This is a genomic window from Streptomyces sp. S07_1.15 (assembly GCF_020739505.1).
GTDB classification, from domain to species: domain Bacteria; phylum Actinomycetota; class Actinomycetes; order Streptomycetales; family Streptomycetaceae; genus Streptomyces; species Streptomyces xinghaiensis.
The window spans coordinates 1,792,899-1,806,746 of record NZ_JAJBZK010000001.1; the positions used below are offsets into that span (position 1 = coordinate 1,792,899).

Annotated in this window: 12 protein-coding genes; 6 read left to right on the forward strand and 6 right to left on the reverse strand. The window is 72.2% G+C overall.

The window, feature by feature from the left end:
- Positions 1-20: 20 nt before the first annotated feature.
- Complete coding sequence (gene miaB / locus LIX60_RS07590; RefSeq protein ID WP_227957775.1) at positions 21-1,508, reverse strand: tRNA (N6-isopentenyl adenosine(37)-C2)-methylthiotransferase MiaB; 1,488 nt, start codon at positions 1,506-1,508, stop codon at positions 21-23.
- 116 nt (positions 1,509-1,624) lie between these two features.
- Between miaB and LIX60_RS07595 the strand changes: the two genes are divergently transcribed.
- Positions 1,625-2,623, forward strand: coding sequence for a TAXI family TRAP transporter solute-binding subunit (locus LIX60_RS07595; protein WP_125623526.1), 999 nt, complete (start codon positions 1,625-1,627; stop codon positions 2,621-2,623).
- Between the two features lie 69 nt (positions 2,624-2,692).
- Here the strand turns inward: LIX60_RS07595 and LIX60_RS07600 are convergent, their stop codons facing one another.
- Both LIX60_RS07600 and LIX60_RS07605 read right to left on the reverse strand, forming a co-directional pair.
- Positions 2,693-4,156, reverse strand: a complete 1,464-nt coding sequence (locus LIX60_RS07600) for a HAMP domain-containing sensor histidine kinase (protein WP_227957776.1) — start codon at positions 4,154-4,156, stop codon at positions 2,693-2,695.
- Positions 4,157-4,178: 22 nt separating this feature from the next.
- Entirely contained in the window at positions 4,179-4,886 is a 708-nt protein-coding gene (locus tag LIX60_RS07605; protein WP_227957777.1) for a response regulator transcription factor, read from the reverse strand.
- Between the two features lie 281 nt (positions 4,887-5,167).
- On the opposite strand from LIX60_RS07605, the gene LIX60_RS07610 reads away from it, so the two are divergent.
- The 5 genes from LIX60_RS07610 to LIX60_RS07630 all read left to right on the forward strand — a co-directional run bounded on the left by LIX60_RS07610 (position 5,168) and on the right by LIX60_RS07630 (position 10,488).
- Positions 5,168-5,944: an amino acid ABC transporter ATP-binding protein gene (locus LIX60_RS07610; RefSeq protein WP_019709732.1), complete on the forward strand. Its 777-nt coding sequence runs from the start codon at positions 5,168-5,170 to the stop codon at positions 5,942-5,944.
- A 70-nt stretch (positions 5,945-6,014) separates the two neighbouring features.
- Positions 6,015-6,839 (forward strand): glutamate ABC transporter substrate-binding protein, encoded by an 825-nt coding sequence (locus LIX60_RS07615; protein WP_227957778.1) that lies wholly within the window; start codon positions 6,015-6,017, stop codon positions 6,837-6,839.
- Positions 6,840-6,912: 73 nt separating this feature from the next.
- Positions 6,913-7,587: an amino acid ABC transporter permease gene (locus tag LIX60_RS07620; protein WP_227957779.1), complete on the forward strand. Its 675-nt coding sequence runs from the start codon at positions 6,913-6,915 to the stop codon at positions 7,585-7,587.
- Entirely contained in the window at positions 7,584-8,558 is a 975-nt protein-coding gene (locus LIX60_RS07625; protein WP_227957780.1) for an amino acid ABC transporter permease, read from the forward strand. Before LIX60_RS07620 ends, LIX60_RS07625 begins: the two co-directional genes overlap by 4 nt.
- 163 nt (positions 8,559-8,721) lie before the next feature.
- Entirely contained in the window at positions 8,722-10,488 is a 1,767-nt protein-coding gene (locus LIX60_RS07630; RefSeq protein ID WP_227957781.1) for an FAD-dependent monooxygenase, read from the forward strand.
- Positions 10,489-10,708: 220 nt separating this feature from the next.
- On the opposite strand, the gene recX is transcribed toward LIX60_RS07630, so the two are convergent.
- The 3 genes from recX to LIX60_RS07645 all read right to left on the reverse strand — a co-directional run bounded on the left by recX (position 10,709) and on the right by LIX60_RS07645 (position 13,821).
- Positions 10,709-11,353, reverse strand: a complete 645-nt coding sequence (recX, locus tag LIX60_RS07635) for a recombination regulator RecX (RefSeq protein ID WP_227957782.1) — start codon at positions 11,351-11,353, stop codon at positions 10,709-10,711.
- A gap of 3 nt (positions 11,354-11,356) precedes the next feature.
- Positions 11,357-12,490: a recombinase RecA gene (gene recA / locus LIX60_RS07640; RefSeq protein ID WP_308102020.1), complete on the reverse strand. Its 1,134-nt coding sequence runs from the start codon at positions 12,488-12,490 to the stop codon at positions 11,357-11,359.
- Between the two features lie 191 nt (positions 12,491-12,681).
- The gene (locus tag LIX60_RS07645; RefSeq protein ID WP_374117824.1) at positions 12,682-13,821 is read right to left on the reverse strand and encodes an AI-2E family transporter; all 1,140 of its coding nucleotides are present in this window, start codon (positions 13,819-13,821) and stop codon (positions 12,682-12,684) included.
- Between the last annotated feature and the right edge of the window lie 27 nt (positions 13,822-13,848).

The following is a 13,848-nucleotide window of genomic DNA, read 5'->3' on the forward strand; positions in this document are numbered from 1 at the left end:
AGCGGCCGCCGGCCCGGCCGTCAGTCGCGTGCGCAGCCGGCGGCCGGGGCGGGCTCGGGCGGCGGGGCGCCGACCGTGGGGAGGCCGAGCATCACCCCGGACGGGGCGGCGGGCGCGGCGTTGCGCCGCTCCCAGGCGTCGCCCGCGCGGGTGCGCCGGACCGCCTTCGGCGGCCCCTCGGCGAGCAGGTGGTGCGGGGCCGCGTAGCCGACCTCGACGGTGACCATGTCACCGGGGCGGACCGGTTCCTCCGGGCGTGTGAAGTGCACCAGACGGTTGTCCGGGGCGCGTCCGGAGAGGCGCCGGGTGGCGCCGTCCTTGCGACCCTCGCCCTCCGCGACCAGCACGTCCAGCACGCGGCCGGTCTGCTTCTTGTTCTCCTCCCAGCTGATCTCCTCCTGGAGGGCGACCAGCCGCTCGTAGCGCTCCTGGACCACGGCCTTGGGGATCTGGTCCGGCATCTCGGCGGCCGGGGTGCCGGGGCGCTTGGAGTACTGGAAGGTGAACGCCTGTGCGAAGCGGGACTCGCGGACCACGTGCAGGGTCTGCTCGAAGTCCTCTTCCGTCTCACCGGGGAAGCCGACGATGATGTCCGTCGAGATGGCGGCGTCGGGCATGGCGGCCCGGACCTTCCCGATGATGCCGAGGAAGCGCTCCTGGCGGTACGAGCGGCGCATGGCCTTGAGTACGCGGTCGGAGCCGGACTGCAGCGGCATGTGGAGCTGCGGCATGACGTTGGGCGTCTCGGCCATGGCGGCGATGACGTCGTCGGTGAAGTCGCGGGGGTGCGGCGAGGTGAAGCGGACCCGCTCCAGGCCCTCGACGGACCCGCAGGCGCGCAGCAGTTTGGAGAAGGCCTCGCGGTCGCCGATGTCGGAGCCGTAGGCGTTGACGTTCTGGCCGAGCAGGGTGATCTCGGTGACGCCCTCGGCCACCAGCGCCTCCACCTCGGCGAGGATGTCGCCGGGCCGGCGGTCCTTCTCCTTGCCGCGGAGCGCGGGGACGATGCAGAAGGTGCAGGTGTTGTTGCAGCCGACGGAGATGGAGACCCAGGCCGCGTAGGCGGACTCGCGGCGGGCGGGCAGGGTCGAGGGGAACGCCTCCAGCGACTCCGCGATCTCGACCTGCGCCTCCTCCCGGACCCGGGCGCGCTCGAGCAGCACCGGCAGACGGCCGATGTTGTGGGTGCCGAAGACCACGTCGACCCAGGGGGCCTTCCTGACGATGGTGTCCCGGTCCTTCTGGGCGAGACAGCCACCGACGGCGATCTGCATACCCGGCCGTTTCGCCTTCAGCGGGGCCAGCCGGCCGAGATTCCCGTAGAGCCGGTTGTCGGCGTTCTCCCGCACCGCGCAGGTGTTGAAGACGACGATGTCGGCCTCGCCCTCGGCACGGCCCTCGGGCGCGCGGACGTATCCGGCGTCCTCCAGGAGTCCGGAGAGCCGCTCGGAGTCGTGGACATTCATCTGGCACCCGTAGGTGCGCACCTCGTAGGTCTTCGCGCTCATCTCGCCCACCAGGGTACGGGGTCGGCCTCCCGCCCCGCCCCCGGCTTCCGTGAGCCCGCGGGCCCGTTCCGGGACGGCCCTGGTCGCCGGCGGGGCGGGCTGGCAGGATTGCCCGTATGGCTCCCGCGCTGTCCCGTATCGGCAGGCGCCGCGCCGCCCGGATCGCGCTCGCGGGCTGCGCGGCGCTGGCGCTGCTGGCGTGGTGGCTGCTGCCGCTGCGCGACGGGCCGCCGCCGCGGGGCACGATGACGTTCAGCACCGGTGTCCCCACGGGCGTCTACTCGCTCTACGGGAAGCTGCTGAAGGAGCGGATGGCGGAGGACCTCCCGGAGGTGGACGTCCGGCTGCGCGCGAGCGAGGGCTCCGTGCAGAACCTCCAGCGGCTGGTGTCCGGCCAGGCGGACTTCACCATCGCCGCGGCCGACGCCGTGGCCGCGTACGAGGACGTGAACCCGGGGGACGCCGCGTCGCTGCGGGCCTGCGCACGGCTCTACGACGACTACATGCAGCTCGTGGTGGACAGGGGTTCGGACATCGGCAGCGCGCGGGAGTTGCGCGGCAAGCGGGTGGCGATCGGCCAGCCCGGCTCCGGCGTCAGTCTGATCACCCACCGCCTGCTGCGGGCAGCGGGGCTCGACGCCGACGAGGACATCACCGCGGTGCGGGTCGGGATCGACAAGATGCCCGCCATGCTCCGCGAGGGGAGGATCGACGCCTTCTTCTGGTCCGGGGGCCTGCCGACGACGGCCGTGGCGGATCTCGCGGACGACTTCCCCATCCGGCTGGTGCAGCTCGGCGATCTCGTGGACGAACTGCACCGGCAGGGGCGGGACACCTGGCAGTACCGGTCCGCGCTGATGCCGGCCGACGCCTATCCCCGGGTGCAGCGCGGACAGCCGGTGAAGACCGTCGCGGTGGCGAACCTGCTGGTCACCACCGACCGTACGGACCCGGGCCTCACCGAGGCCATCACACGCACCGTCATCGACAGCCGGGACGAGATCGGGCGGGACGTGCACGCGGCGCAGCTGGTGGACCTCCGCACGGCGGTCTTCACCGACCCGCTGGACCTCCACGAGGGCGCGAGCCGCTACTACCGCTCGGTGAAGTCCTGAGGGCGGCACCGCCGCGCCCCCCGCCCCGGACGCACCCGCGCGCCGCGCCCTCTGCACCCGGCGCGCCCTCTACGCCCGGCGCTCCGACGGCTGCGGGCGCTCCGGGGGCGCGGTCCGCGGCAGGGTGATCGTCACCAGCAGGCCCCGCGGCTCGTTGGGCGCGAAGCCGAGGGTGGCGCCTCCGGCGGCCAGCAGCGCCCGGGAGATCGACAGGCCGAGCCCTGATCCGGAGACGTTCTGGTGCCGGTTGCTGCGCCAGAAGCGGTCACCGATCCGGTCCAGTTCCTCCCCGGTGAGTCCGGGGCCGCCGTCGGCGACGGTGATGCGGACGGTGTCCCCGACGGCCTCCACGCCGACCGTGACGTCCCCGCCGCCGGGGGTGAACTTCAGGGCGTTGTCCACCACGGCGTCCAGTGCGCTGGAGAGCGCCACCGGGTCGGCCCAGCCGGTGGCTCCGGCCGGGCCCTCGTAGCGCAGGCCGACCTCCTCGCGGTCGGCCACCGGGCGCCAGGAATCCACGCGTTCCGCCACCAGGTCCGCGATGTCCGTGAGCTGCAGGTCCGGGTCGGCGTGCTCGGCGAGGGCGAGGCCGAGCAGGTCGTCGAGGACCCGGGCCAGCCGCTTGCCCTCCGCGCGGACCGACGCGATCTCCTCGTTGCCGTCCGGGAGTTCGAGCGCCAGCAGCTCGATCCGCAGGAGCAGCGCGGCCAGCGGGTTGCGCAGCTGGTGCGAGGCGTCGGCGACGAAGGCGCGCTGCTGTTCGAGCACGTCCTCCATGGTGTCGGCCATCTCGTTGAACGACCGTGCGAGCCGGCGCAGTTCGGGCGGGCCGCCCGAGACGGCGACCCGGGAGTGCATCCGGCCGGTGGCGATGTCGTGGGTGACGGCGTCGAGCACGCGGACGGGTCTCAGCACCCAGCCGGTGAGCCGGATGGCGGCGCCGATCGCGAGGAGCATCGCCGCGGACTCACCGGCGCCGATGAGCAGCCAGCCGCGGAGGATCCGGGAGCGCATCTGCCCGGTCGGCGAGTCGGTGACGACGACGGCGATCACGTCGCCCTCGTGGACCACCGGGGAGGCGATGGTGAGCCGGTCCCGCTGCCAGGGCCAGACCTGGGGCGGATTGTGGCTCCGGCGCCCCGCGAGGGCCTCCCTGAACGCCTGGCCGCCCTCGCCGTCCGCGGCGACCCGCCAGCCCGCCGGGGCCACCGCCATGGCCTCGCGGTTCCGGAAGAAGACCCCGGCCCGGATCCCGTACAGCTCGTGATACCGCTCGAGCCGGGAGGCCAGCGCGGCCCGCCGGCCGCCCGCGTCGGCCTGCGCCCCCTCTCCCCCGGCCTCCCCCGTGTCCTCCGCCTCCGGGCGGGCCGCCACGAACTGGGCGAGCGCGGCGAAGCGCGCCGTGTCGTCGATCCGGTCCACCACCACCCGCTGCTGCTCGGCGGCGGCCTGGCTCGCCGCGAGCGGGAAGCCGAGCGCCAGCAGCACGCCCGCCATGAGGACGATGAGGAGCGGAAGGAGTCGTGTACGCACCCGGGCCCGGCCCCGTGAGCCCTCAGGCCGCCGGCTCGACGAGCCGGTAGCCGACGCCGCGCACCGTCTCGATCAGAGCGGGCATCCGCAGCTTGGAGCGGAGCGAGGCGATGTGCACCTCCAGCGTGCGGCCGGTGCCCTCCCAGCTGGTGCGCCAGACCTCACTGATGATCTGTTCCCGGCGGAAGACGACGCCCGGGCGCTGCGCCAGCAGGGCCAGCAGGTCGAACTCCTTGCGGGTCAGGGAGACGGTCACGCCGTCCACCGTGACGCGCCGGGTCGGCAGCTCGATGAGCACCGGCCCGAGCCGCAGCGCGTCCGCCGCCGGCCCGGCCGCGGGGGCCGCCTCCGTCTTCTCGCCCGGGACGGTGCGCCGGAACACCGCGTGAATGCGGGCCAGCAGCTCACCCGTGTCGTACGGCTTGACGACGTAGTCGTCGGCGCCGAGGTTCAGCCCGTGTATCCGGGAGCGCACATCGGCACGCGCCGTCACCATGATCACGGGGGTGGTGGTGAGCTTGCGGATCCTGCCGCAGACCTCGAAGCCGTCCTGGTCGGGCAGCCCGAGGTCGAGCAGGACCACCCCGAAGGGGGCGCCGGCGTCGGGGAGCAGCGCCTGGAGCGCCTCCGCGCCGCTGCGGGCGTGCGTCACGGTGAACCCGTGCCGGGCGAGCACCGCGGACAGGGCGGCCGCGACGTGGTCGTCGTCCTCGACGAGGAGCAGTCTCATGGGTCCCCCCTTCCGGTCCGGGTGCTCGGCGGCGTGCGCGGCCCTCGCGCATACAGACCGATTCGTACCCGATGACCGGGAGGGGGCGGGTTCTCTCGCGGACATCGTTACGGAGCCGGTAGCGGGCCCCGGACATGGTGCGGCGGGAGTCGCCGGACGACTACTCTCTGCTGTCGTGCGTAGCCGTTTCGTTATGCTCAATTTCCCCTCAGATGTAATGACGCTGGTCGGCACGGCTCACTAGGGTCCTCTGCAGCCGAGGAGGATGGAGCAAGAAGCCGATGACCGAAGTACCGGTGACCAAGGACGCCGTTTCCACTACGGACAAACTGGTCGTGCTGGACAACGTCAACAAGCATTTCGGCGCGCTGCACGTGCTCCAGGACATCGACCTGACCATCGCGCGCGGCGAGGTGGTCGTCGTGATCGGGCCCTCCGGGTCCGGCAAGTCGACGCTGTGCCGCACGATCAACCGGCTGGAGACCATCGACTCCGGCTCGATCACGATCGACGGCAAGCCCCTGCCCGCCGAAGGGCGGGAGCTGGCCCGGCTGCGGGCCGACGTCGGCATGGTGTTCCAGTCCTTCAATCTCTTCTCGCACAAGACCGTGCTGGAGAACGTCATGCTGGGCCAGATCAAGGTCCGGAAGGCGGACAAGAAGGCCGCCCTGGACAAGGCCCGTGCACTGCTCGACCGGGTCGGCGTGGCCAACCAGGCGGACAAGTACCCCGCCCAGCTGTCCGGCGGCCAGCAGCAGCGCGTCGCCATCGCGCGGGCCCTGGCGATGGACCCGAAGGTCATGCTCTTCGACGAGCCGACCTCCGCGCTCGACCCGGAGATGATCAACGAGGTGCTGGAGGTCATGCAGCAGCTCGCCCGGGACGGCATGACCATGGTCGTCGTCACCCACGAGATGGGATTCGCCCGCTCCGCCGCCAACCGCGTCGTCTTCATGGCGGACGGCCGCATCGTCGAAGAGGCGCAGCCGGACCAGTTCTTCAGCAATCCGCGCAGCGACCGCGCCAAGGACTTCCTGTCGAAGATCCTCCACCACTGAGCCGGCCCGCCACCCCTGGGCCCGGCCCGGCAGAACATCCCGTTACCGATCACCGTGAGGAAGTTCGCTCATGAAACTCCGCAAGGCCAGCGCCGCTGCCGCCGCCGCAGTCGTCCTCTCCCTGACCGCCACCGCCTGTGGCGGCAGTGACAGCGGGGACGGCGACGAGAAGGTCACCGTCGGTATCAAGTTCGACCAGCCGGGCCTCGGTCTGAAGACCCCGGACGGCGAGTTCACCGGCTTCGACGTCGATGTCGCGAAGTACGTCGCCAAGGAGCTCGGCTACGACGAGAAGGACATCGAGTGGAAGGAAGCCCCCAGCGCCGAGCGGGAGAACCTCATCTCGCGCGGGGACGTCGACTTCATCGTCGCCAGCTACTCGATCACCGATGAGCGCAAGGAGAAGGTCAGCTTCGCCGGCCCCTACTTCCTCGCTCACCAGGACCTGCTGATCCGGGCCGACGAGACGTCGATCACGAAGGCCGAGGACCTCAACTCCAAGAAGCTCTGCTCCGTCACCGGCTCGACCTCGGCGCAGAACGTCAAGAACGAGCTCGCCCCCAAGGCCGACCTCGACGAGCAGGGCGGCTACTCCCAGTGCCTGACCGGCCTGGAGAACAAGGTCGTCGACGCTCTGACCACCGACGACGCCATCCTGGCCGGCTACGCCGCGCAGGACGAGCACAAGGGCAAGTTCAAGCTCGCCGGGCTCAACCTCAGCGACGAGAACTACGGCATCGGCCTCAAGAAGGGCGACACCGAGCTCCAGAAGAAGATCAACGACGCCCTGAAGAAGATGGTCGAGGACGGCTCCTGGGACAAGGCGGTCAAGGACAACTTCGGCCCGGCCGGCTACAAGAACGAGCCCGCCCCGGAGATCACCGAGACCAGCTGAGGACACGCCGGCGCGCCGTCCGCGGGGCCGGCGCGCCGCACCATCCGACCACCAGGGGAGAGCGCGGATCCACGTGTTCGACTTTCTTGATCTAGAGCGGTACGACCTGCTCGGGGCGTTCTGGGTGACGGTCCAGCTCGCCGTCTACTCGGCCGTGGGTTCCCTCGTCTGGGGAACCGTCCTCGCCGGGATGCGCGTGAGCCCCGTTCCGCTGATGCGCGGCTTCGGCACCGCGTACGTCAACATCATGCGGAACACTCCGCTCACCGTGGTGCTCGTCGCCGCCTCGCTCGGGCTCTACCAGACCCTGAGCGTCACCCTCGGCGGCGAGGACTCCGACCAGATCGGCTTCCGGCTGGCCGTGCTCGGTCTGGTCGCCTACACCGCCACCTTCGTCTGCGAGGCGCTGCGCTCGGGCATCAACACGGTGCCCGTCGGCCAGGCCGAGGCGGCGCGGGCGCTCGGCCTCAGCTTCACGCAGGTGCTGACGCTCATCGTCCTGCCCCAGGCCTTCCGGTCGGTGGTGGCCCCGCTGGCGAACGTCCTGATCGCCCTCACCAAGAACACCACGGTGGCGGCCACGATCGGCGTCTCGGAAGCGGCGCTGCTGATGAAGGAGATGATCGAGAACGAGAGCGACGTCATCTTCCTCGTCTTCTCCGTGTTCGCCTTCGGGTTCATTGTCCTGACCCTTCCGACGGGGCTGCTGCTCGGCTGGGTGAGCAAGCGTGTGGCGGTGAAGCGATGAGTGACCTCTCCGTTCTGTACGACGTGCCGGGGCCCCGTGCCAGGCGGCGCAACTGGCTCTACACCGTGCTGTTCCTCGTCGTCCTGGGGCTGGTGTCCTGGTGGGTGCTGGACACCATGGCGGACAAGAACCAGCTCGCCGGCGAGAAGTGGCTCCCGTTCGTCGAGGACTCCCGGATCTGGACCACGTTCCTGCTGCCCGGCCTGCTGAACACGCTCAAGGCGGCGGCCCTGGCCATCGTCATCGCCCTGCCGTTCGGCGCCCTGCTCGGCATCGGACGGCTGTCCGACCACCGGTGGATCAGCGTGCCGGTCGGCGCGGTGGTCGAGTTCTTCCGCGCCATCCCGGTGCTGCTGCTGATGCTGTTCGCCAACGAGGCGTACGCCCAGCTCACCGATGTGGAGTCGGAGATCCGCCCGCTCTACGCGGTGGTGACCGGACTGGTCCTCTACAACGCCTCCGTCATCGCCGAGGTGGTCCGCGCCGGCATCCTCTCCCTGCCGCACGGGCAGACGGACGCGGCCAAGGCCATCGGCATGCGCAAGGGGCAGACCATGTCCTATGTGCTGCTGCCGCAGGCCGTGACCGCGATGCTGCCGGCCCTGGTCAGCCAGTTGGTCGTGATCGTGAAGGACACGGCGCTGGGCGGCGCGCTGCTCGGCTTCGCCGAACTGCTGAGCCGCGTCCGGAGCATCACCGCCAACTACGGCGCGAACACCATCGCCGCCTTCACCGTGGTCGCGCTCCTCTTCATCCTGCTGAACTTCCTGCTCACCAGCTTCGCGAGCTGGCTGGAGGGCCGGGCCCGGCGCTCCCGCAGGGGCAGCGGCGCCGTGGTGACCGAGGACATCGGCAGTGACGTCGCCGTGGTCTCGGCGCCCGGGGACGGCCCGGCGGGCGGACCCGGTGGCGGTCCCGGCGACGGGCCCGGCGACCGGCCCGGCGACGGCGGTGCGAGCACGACGCACTGAGCCGCTCCGGCGGGACGGAAGCGACGAGAGGGACAGCGGTGGTCAGCCGCTGTCCCTCTCGCTTGACGCGGGCAATCCAAGTGGGTTGCATTCCTTCTGTGATCACGCACCGGGCTCCCTGTACCACCTCTTTCCCGACCCGTCAGGTCGAAGGAGCCGCCCCGTGGACCCGGTGATCGTCGTCGGCGCGGGCCCGGTCGGTCTCGCGCTCGCCCTGGCGCTCACCCGGCACGACGTCCCGGTCCTCGTCCTGGACGAGGGCTCCGGCGCATACGAGCCGCGGCCCGCCCGGACCACCGTGCTGAGCCCGGACAGCGCCGCCTTCGCCGGCCGCCTCCTCGGCCCCTCGTTCCCGGCCGCCGGCGTCCGCTGGACGGCCTGGCGGACGATACGGCGGCGGCAGACGCCGCGCCGCGAGGAGACCGGGGACGAGGCCCCGCTCCATCTGCCGCAGCACGAACTCGTCCACGGGCTGCGGACCGCCCTTGCGGCGAGCGGCCTCGCCCGGATCGAGACCGGCTGCCGTCTCCACGCCCTGGAGCAGGACGCGGGCGGCGTCACCGCGTACACCCGGGAGCCGGCGGCCCCCCGGCCCGGCGCGGGCACCTCGTGGCGCGGCAGCCATCTGGTGGGCTGCGACGGGGCGCGGTCCACCGTGCGCAAGCTGCTGGATGTGCGCTTCCCCGGCCGGACCGCCGTCGAACGGCACGCGGTGGCCGCGCTCCGCACCGAACTCCCGTGGCCCGGCGAGGCCGTGCTGTACCGGGGCCCGCGCGGCGGAGAGGCGCTGGCACGCCCGCTGCCGGACGGGGTCTGGCGGATCGACTGGCTGCTGCCGCCCCGGGGGGACCTGGTGACCCCGGAGGCTCTCGTCGCCCGGATCCGCGACACCCTCGCCACCTGGTGCGGCGAGATCCCCCCGTACGAACTGCTGGACACCGGCGTGCACACCGTCCACCACCGGCTGGCGCGCCGCTGGCGCTCGGGCCGGGCCTTCTTGGCCGGGGACGCGGCGCATTTGCTCGGCACCCTCGGCGCCCATGAACTCGACGAGGGGCTGCGCGACGCGTCCAACCTCTCCTGGAAGCTGGCCCTGACCCGGCATCACGGCGCCCCCGACGCCCTGCTCGACAGCTACCAGGCGGAGCGGCGCCTGGCCGTCGGTGCCCGGCTGCGCGCGGCGGACCAGGCGCTGCCGCTGGTCCGGGCCGCGGGCGCCTGGCCCACCGTGCGCCGGTCCCTGCTGCCGGGGGCCGGGCGCGGGCAGGAGAGTCTGCTGACGGACGGCCATCTGGGGCGGGGCCCGCTGGGGGCGCCCCCCGGGTACGCGCACTCCCCCCTCACGCCGCCCGCCGGGGAGGCGGCGGCCGCCGTCGGCACGCTGCCGGGCGAGCCGGTGGAGGATGTGCCGGTGACCGCGCCGGACGGCACCGCGGCACGGCTCCGGGAGCGGCTGGGCGGTGATCTGCTGGTGGTGCTGGTGGCTCCGGGGACCGGGGTCTGGGACCGCAGGCACTGGCTGGGCGCGGGGCTCATGCCCCGGCTGGCCGCGGCGGTGGCGGCGTTGCCGGTACCGGCCGAGCTGCTGGTGACGGAGGACTATCCGGGGGCGGCGGCGCACACCGTGCTGATGGTCCGGCCGGACGGCCATCTGGTCGCCGCGATGCCGGGCGTCGACCCGGCGGAGCTCCACGCCTGCGCGGACACCGTGTGTGGCGGCGGAAGCGGAGACGGAGCGGCCCGGGCGGGCGACGGTGCGGCGCCGGGAGAGCCCGGGACGGGGGAGAACGGCGGAGCCGCGGAGGACGGCGGAGCGGCAGCGGCCCGGGGCGGCACCGGGGGAGGCGGATCGGCCGGGTCCGGAGCCCCGGAGGCGGTGGCGCCGACGGCCGCGGACGGCGTTTCCCCGGCGCGCGGCACACCGCGCTGAGGCCCGGCTCCGCGGGGCCCCGGCTCCGCTGAGGCCGCCGGGCCGGCTGATCGATCCTGAGGCACGGGACACGGGGCACAGGGCACCGGGCGCGCGGCGGGGCGCTCCGGTGCGGATCTCCGCCCGTTGGGCCATCCGCGCGATCATGGGCCCAGGTTCACGGGGCAAGGGTCTATGGGCAGCGGGTCCGGGCGGCGGGCGGCGGACCGTTGTGCCGCGGTCAGCTCTCGGAGAGGTACCACTCCAGGGCCTCCGGATCCTCGCCCTCCTCCTCCAGCGCACGCCGGACCACCCGCAGGGCGAGCCCTTCGGGGTACCCCTTGCGGGCCAGCATCCCGGCGAGGCGCCGGATCCGCTTCTCCCGGTCCAGCCCCCGGGTCGACCGCAGTCTGCGCTCCACCAGCGCCCGGGCCGTCTCCTCCTCCTGTTCGGAGTCGAGCCGGCCCACGGCCTCGTCGATGACCGCCGGTTCCACTCCGCGGGTGCGCAGCTCCCGGGCCAGGGCGCGGCGGGCCAGGCCCCGGCCGTGGTGGCGGGAGTCGACCCAGGCACCGGCGAAGGAGGCGTCGTCGATCAGCCCGACCTCCTCGAAGCGGGAGAGCACCTCCTCCGCCACCGCCTCGGGGATGTCCCGTTTGCGCAACGCGTCGGCAAGCTGCTTGCGGGTGCGCGGCGTCCCGGTGAGCAGGCGCAGGCAGATGGCCCGTGCCCGCTCACCGGGGTCGTCGCTCCGGGACGCGGCCGTACCCGCGCCCGGACGCGGTGTCCCCTGTCCGGCCCTCGACGGAGAGGGGTCACCGCCGTCCCAGTCGTCCTCGCCGCTGTCCTTCCGCCGCTCCCGCGGCCGGCCGGTTCGCCGCGTCATGGACTAGCTCTTGGCGGCAGCGGCCTTGGAGGCCCTGGTCGCCTTGGCAGCCGGAGCGGGCACCGCCTTCACCGGCTCGGCCGGGGCTCCCGCCGCGTCCGCGCCGGGCTCCGCAGCCGGGGCCTCCGGGCGCACCCCGACCCCCAGCTTCTCCTTGATCTTCTTCTCAATCTCGTTGCCCAGGTCCGGGTTGTCCTTGAGGAACTTCCGGGCGTTCTCCTTGCCCTGCCCCAGCTGGTCGCCCTCATAGGTGTACCAGGCACCGGACTTGCGGACGAAGCCGTGCTCGACGCCCATGTCGATCAGCCCGCCCTCGCGGCTGATGCCCTCGCCGTAGAGGATGTCGAACTCGGCCTGCTTGAAGGGCGGCGCGACCTTGTTCTTCACGACCTTGCACCGGGTACGGTTGCCGACCGCGTCGGTGCCGTCCTTGAGGGTCTCGATCCGGCGGATGTCGATGCGCACCGAGGCGTAGAACTTCAGCGCCCGGCCACCGGTGGTGGTCTCCGGTGAGCCGAACATCACACCGATCTTCTCTCGAAGCTGGTTGATGAAGATCGCGGTGGTCCTGGACTGGTTCAGCGCACTGGTGATCTTGCGGAGCGCCTGGCTCATCAGCCGGGCCTGGAGGCCGACGTGCGAGTCCCCCATTTCGCCCTCGATCTCCGCGCGCGGCACCAGGGCCGCCACGGAGTCGATGACGATGAGGTCGAGGGCGCCGGAGCGGACCAGCATGTCCACGATCTCCAGCGCCTGCTCACCGGTGTCCGGCTGGGAGAGGATGAGGTTGTCCGTGTCGACGCCCAGGGCCTTGGCGTACTCCGGGTCGAGCGCGTGCTCCGCGTCGACGAAGGCGACGGTGCCACCCGCCTTCTGGGCGTTGGCCACCGCGTGCAGGGTGAGGGTCGTCTTGCCGGAGGACTCCGGGCCGTACACCTCGACGACCCGGCCGCGCGGCAGACCGCCGACTCCCAGCGCCACGTCGAGAGCGGTCGACCCGGTGGGGATGACCTCGATGGGGTCGTTCGGCCGATCGCCGAGGCGCATGACGGCGCCCTTGCCGAATTGCCGTTCAATCTGTGCGAGTGCGGCGTCCAGCGCCTTCTCGCGGTCGGATCCTGCTGCCATGGGTTCCACCCGGTTTGCTTGAGTCGATCGCTTCACGTCCATGACGCTAACGCCTGGCACTGACAACGCGCCCCGTCGCCGTCCGGGCTGTGGAAAACCCGGCCGGGCCATCCATCTGAATGGATGTTCGATTTTAGTGTCAAGCCGACCGCCCGTCCGCGCGGCGCGCTCCCGGGCCGGGCCCGCGCCGCCCCTCCCCGTCAGCCGTCCCGGTCCTCCGCCGGCCGCCCGCCGCGCAGCGACCGGCGTATCCGGGAGAGCGCCGAGGCACCCCGCTCCCGCACCGGCCGCCGGCCGCGCACCCGCGGATGGTCGGTGACGTCGTACCGCTTCACATACGCCGACAGGAACGCCTGCAGGGTGGCGGTCGCCGGGATGGCGATCAGCGCGCCGACGGCTCCCAGCAGCGCGGCGCCCCCGATGACCGACCCGAAGGCGACGGCCGGGTGGATGTCCACGGTCCGGGCCGTGATCCGCGGCTGCAGGATGTAGTTCTCCAGCTGCTGGTAGATCACGACGAAGACGAGCACCCACAGCGCATACCAGGGGTTGACGGTGAACGCCAGCAGGATCGGCAGCGCACCCGCCAGATAGGTGCCGATCGCCGGGATGAACTGCGAGACCAGCCCCACCCAGATGGCCAGGGCCGGGGCGTACGGCACCCCGAGGATCTCCAGCAGCACATAGTGCGCACCGCCGGAGACCAGGGCCATCAGGCCGCGCGAGTAGAGGTAGCCGCCGGTCTTGGCGACCGCGATGTCCCAGGCCCGCAGTACCTCGGCCTGCTTGGCCGGCGGCAGCATGGAGCACACGGCCCGGCGCAGCCGCGGGCCGTCGGCGGCGAAATAGAAGGAGAACAGCGCCACGGTGAGCGTCATGAACAGGCCGCCGAGCACCTGCGCCGACACGTCCAGCACCCCGCCCGCGCTGTTCTGCACGTACTTCTGTAGCCAGTCGGACTTGAGCAGGCTGTCCTGCACCTCCAGCCGCGAGACGCTGGTGCCGAAGGTCTTGTTGCTCCAGCGGATCACCGAGTCGAGATAGGCCGGGATGTTCTCGACCATGGTGACGATCTGGCCGGCGAGCATCGAGCCGAGCAGGGTGACGAACCCGGCCACGGACACGACGATCCCGAGGAACACCAGGGCGGTCGCCAGGCCCCGGCGCATCCCGCGGTCCGCCATGCGGTCCACGGCCGGTTCGATCGCCAGTCCCAGGAAGAACGCGATCAGGATGTTCACCAGCAGCCCGGTGAGCTGCTGGAACGCCCAGCTCGCCAGCAGGAAGACGGCATAGGCGGCGAACACCAGGGCGATGGCGCGCGGCAGCCAGGCAGGCATCCGCTCGCCACCGCGTACGGGGGGCCT